3 protein-coding genes are annotated in these 4,466 nt (G+C 65.7%); all 3 read right to left on the bottom strand.

Annotation, left to right across the window (positions count from 1 at the left end; translation table 11 throughout):
- Positions 1-2,373, bottom strand: a 2,373-nt coding sequence (locus IMZ35_RS32400; protein WP_199444621.1) for an efflux RND transporter permease subunit, incomplete at its 3' end; no start/stop codon positions are given.
- A 3-nt stretch (positions 2,374-2,376) separates the two neighbouring features.
- Positions 2,377-3,555 (bottom strand): efflux RND transporter periplasmic adaptor subunit, encoded by a 1,179-nt coding sequence (locus tag IMZ35_RS32395; RefSeq protein ID WP_058733721.1) that lies wholly within the window; start codon positions 3,553-3,555, stop codon positions 2,377-2,379.
- On the bottom strand, positions 3,555-4,466 hold a 912-nt coding region (locus IMZ35_RS32390; RefSeq protein ID WP_199444620.1), incomplete at its 5' end, for a TolC family protein. The genes IMZ35_RS32395 and IMZ35_RS32390, both read right to left, overlap by 1 nt.

Raw genomic sequence — 4,466 nt, 5'->3', positions numbered from 1 at the left:
GAAGCGACGGTCGCCCTCGAAGATCTGGCCCGATGTTCGCCCGCCGATCGTCGCAGTCACGGTGTCCTGCACATCCTGAGCCGTAACGCCCAACCGCGCCATCGCGTCGCGGTTGACGCGAATGTCGAGCATGGGAAGACCGGTCGTCTGCTCGACTTTCACGTCCGCGGCACCCTGCGTCTTACGCAGCGTCGCAGCGATTTGCTCGGCCGTCCGGTTCATCTGGTTGAAGTCGTCCCCGAACACCTTCACCGCGATGTCGCCGCGAACGCCGGCGATCAGCTCGTTGAAGCGCATCTGGATGGGCTGGGTGATCTCATAGGCATTGCCCGGGAACTTCGCGAGCTTACCCTCGATCCGGCTGACCAGCTCCTCCTTGGGAAGCTCAGGATCCGGCCAATCCTTGCGCGGCTTCAGGATAACGAACATGTCGGTTGCGTTCGGCGGCATCGGGTCGGCCGCCAGCTCGGCGGTGCCCGTCTTGGAATAGACGAACTGCACCTCCGGCTGCTTCGACATCATTCGCTCGATCGGCACCTGCATCGCCTGGCTCTGCTGGACCGACGTCGCCGGAATACGGAGCGACTGGATTAGCAAATCGCCTTCATCGAGCTGCGGCAGGAACACCGAGCCGAGCGTGGTGAAGGCCAGCGCCGCCACCACAAGGCTCGCGACACCCGCCCCGATCGTCACGGTCGGACGCTTCATGGCCCGATCAAGACCAGGTTCGTAGCGCTTCTTCAGCCACGTGATGATGCGGCCGTCCTTCTCCTCAACCTTCTTCGATAGCCAGATCGCGATCATCGCCGGCACGAAGGTCAGCGAGAGGATGAAGGCGAAGGCGAGCGCGATGATGACGGTGAGCGCCATCGGCACGAACGTCTTGCCCTCCACGCCTGTCAATGTGAGCAGCGGCACATAGACAAGAATGATGATCGCCTGCCCGTACACCGAGGGACGGATCATCTCACGCGCAGCGGCTGCCACGGTTGCGAGCCGTTCCTTGACGCTGAGCAATCGGCCTTCATGATGCTGTTGCTCGGCAAGCCGGCGCAGTGCGTTTTCGACGATGATGACGGCGCCATCGACGATCAGACCGAAGTCGAGGGCGCCGAGGCTCATCAGATTGGCCGAGACGCCAGCACGCAGCATCCCGAAGCCGGTCAGCATCATGGTAATCGGGATGACCAGCGCCGCAATCAGCGCCGCACGGAAGTTTCCGAGCAGCAGGAAGAGCACGACGATGACCAGTACCGCGCCTTCCGACAGGTTCTTGGCAACCGTTTTGATCGTCGAGTTGACCAGTTCGGTGCGGTTGAGCACCGGCTGGATTACGACGTCAGGGGGCAGCGACGCGTTGATCGTCTTAAGCTTCTCCGCGACCGCGGTCGACACGACGCGGCTGTTCTCGCCGATCCGCATGATCGCGGTGCCGACGACGACTTCCGTGCCATTCTCCGAGGCCGAACCCATGCGGATCGCCTGACCCGTCTTCACGGTCGCGACTTGTTCGACCGTGATCGGCACGCCGTTACGTGTCGCGATCACGGTCCTGGCCAACTCGCCGGCATTGCGCACCAGCGCATCCGAGCGGACAGCCAGACCTTCGCCATTGCGATTGACGAAGCCGCCGCCGACGCTGGTGTTGTTGCGCTCCAGCGCATTGCCCAGGTCGGTCAGCGTGATGCCGAGCGAGGCCAGCTTCTGCACATCGGGCACGACGAGGAACTGCTTGGCGTAACCGCCAATCGAGTCGACGCCGGCGAGGCCCGGAGTGTTCTTGAGAAGCGGCGTGACGATCCAGTCCTGCGCAGTGCGCAGGTAGGTCGCCTTGTCCTCTTCGGTCGTCAGTCGCTCGCCCTCTGGCGTGATATAACTGCCATCGGGCTGTTGGCCCGGTTCACCGGGCTTGTGCTTGTCGTCTGCGCGATGCTCGAGCCGAACGGTGTACATATACACCTCGCCCAAGCCGGTCGCGATCGGACCCATTTCGGGGTTTACGCCATCGGGCAGGTTCTCCTGCACGCCCTGCAGACGTTCACCCACCTGCTGACGGGCGAAATAGATGTCCGTGGCGTCCGAAAAGACCGCGGTGATCTGCGCGAAGCCGTTGCGGCTCAGCGAGCGCGTATATTCAAGGCCTGGAGTGCCGGCGAGCGCGGTTTCGATCGGGAACGACACCTGCTTCTCGACCAGCTCGGGCGAGAGCGCGGGTGCGCGGACGTTAATCTGGACCTGATTATTGGTGATGTCCGGCACCGCGTCGATCGGCAGCCGGTAGAGGGAAAACGCGCCGATGGCGGCGACGATGACGGTGAGCAGCAGGACAAGCCAGCGCTTCTCGACCGCCCATGTGACGATGCGGGCGATCATGGCTTAATCCTCGTGGCTCGCTTCGCCCTTGCCGATCTCGGCCTTGAGCGTGAAGCTTCCGGTGGTGGCGATCTGTTCGTTGCCGGTCAGGCCCGAGCGGACGATCACCGTGTCGCCCGATGCATCGCCGAGCTGGACCGGAGTCGCCTTGAAGCCCGTAGGCGTGCGAACGAACACGACCGACTTGCCCTCGAAGCTCTGGACCGCCGTTGTCGGCACGCGGATTGCGCCGCTACCGCCGCTGCCCGTGAGCTGGACGGCAGCCGTCACCGGCTCGCCGACCCGCCATTCACCACCGCGATTGTCGAGCGTGGCAAGGGCGGGCACGAGCCGCGTCTGCGGATCGAGTGCTGGCGACACGAAGGTCACGCGCGCGGTCGCCTGACGGCCCGCCGCCTTGACCAGTACCGTGTTGCCGGGGCGTACCCGGCCCGCATCCTCAGCCTTCAGATTGAGCGCGATCGACACCTGGCTCAGGTTGGCAATGCGATAGAGTTCGGCGTCCGCCGCAACCGTCTGTCCCAGCGTCACGGGGCGCGCGATGATCTGTCCCGAGATCGGCGCGGCGATGCCGAGCCGGTTGAGACCACCGCCGCCGACACCGGCGGCCGACACCATGCTCCGCGCCTGCGTCAGCGCGATCCGCGCTTCCGTCGCCGCCGTGCGGGCAGCAATCAGATCCTGCTCAGGAGACACCTTCTGCGCGTACAGCCGTTGCTCGCGTGCGAGGTTCGAATTGGCGAGCTGAAGCCGTGCCCGTGCCGCTTCGACCTCGCCCTTGATTTGCGCCGCCTCGCGGCTCTCGATTACCGCGATAGTCTGGCCGCGCCCCACGGATTGACCAAGGTTGCGCGTCAGTGCGACCACCCGTCCCGCGATCGCGGCCGAGACGACTTGCGTGCCTTGGGGATCGCCCTCGATGATCGCGGGAAGCTCGATCGTTCCGGCTCCGCCGATGATCGGCCGTCCGACTTGGACGCCCGCCGCAGCGATCTGATCGGCACCCAATAGGACGACGCCCTCATCAGCGTGACCGCCTTCAGCACCGCCCTTTTCCGCACCAGCAGCCGCTTCATTGCCGGCTGCTCCATTGGCGGCCGCCTCGTTCCCGGTGTCTTTGCCACCGCAGGCAGCCAACAGCAGGGCGAGTGACGCCGCGCCCGCGAGATAGAAGCTCTTCATCACTGATTTCCCCCATTGGGCGCAGGAGCGGTCAGTCGCTCCACTTGCGCGCGGGCATTCTGGTAGTTGGCAAGCGCATCGATCGCGGCGACCCGCGTTTCAGCGAGAGTGCGTTCCGCATCGAGCAATTCGAGCTGGCCGAACTTGCCCTCGCGATAACCGATCCGCGCGATGCGGGCGGCCTCCTGTGCAGCCGCCAGCGCCGGCCCAGACGCCGCACGAGCCGTCGTTGCGGCATTGGCCGCTTGCGCCTGCGCGTCCGTGATCGCCTGTTCGATGTCGAGCGCGGTCACGCGACGCTGTGCATCCGCCTGTGTCCGCTGCGCGGTCGCCTGCGCGATCGCCGCGCGACCATTGTTGAACACCGGGATCGGGATCGACACGGTGAACACCGCCGCCATATCGTTGGTCGCTTCCAGGCGGCGGATCGCAGGCCCGACATTGAGGTCAGGGACGCGATTGGCGCGCGCGAGCCGCACGCCGGCTTCCGCGATCGAGAAATCCGCGTTCGCCGCCGCCAGCGCGAGCGTGCCGGTTGTGTTGACCGGTGCCACCGGCCCATAGACGTTCGCCCCCGGCAGGCGATCGAGCAGCGTGTCATCGAGCGCGCCGTCGATCGGTCGGCCAATCCGACGCGCCAGATTGGCGCGGGCGGCCTCTGCCAAGCGAAGCTGCCGCTCCACATTGGCATCGGCATTGATCCGGGCGACGTCCGCACGCTGTTGCTCCAGCGGAGAGGCACGCCCCGCCTGCACGCGGACGCTCGCGGCGCGCAGCGCGTCGCTGGCGATCCGGGCCTGGTCCCGCGCTGTCGTTACCCGCCGGTCGGCGGCGACCGCTTCGACGTAGAGCTGCGTCACCTGAAGCCGGACATCCGCTGCGATGATCGCAGCCTGGATCTCGGCCCGGGA

It is taken from the genome of Umezawaea beigongshangensis (assembly GCF_016464305.1).
Lineage (GTDB): Bacteria > Actinomycetota > Actinomycetes > Mycobacteriales > Pseudonocardiaceae > Umezawaea_A > Umezawaea_A beigongshangensis.
Note: the sequence above shows the minus strand (reverse complement) of the source record. Positions and strands in the feature narration are given on the sequence as shown.

Excerpts from the sequence above, each read along its gene's own strand:
- IMZ35_RS32395 (WP_058733721.1), bottom strand. The coding sequence starts at position 3,555 with ATGAAGAGCTTCTATCTCGCGGGCGCGGCGTCACTCGCCCTGCTGTTG.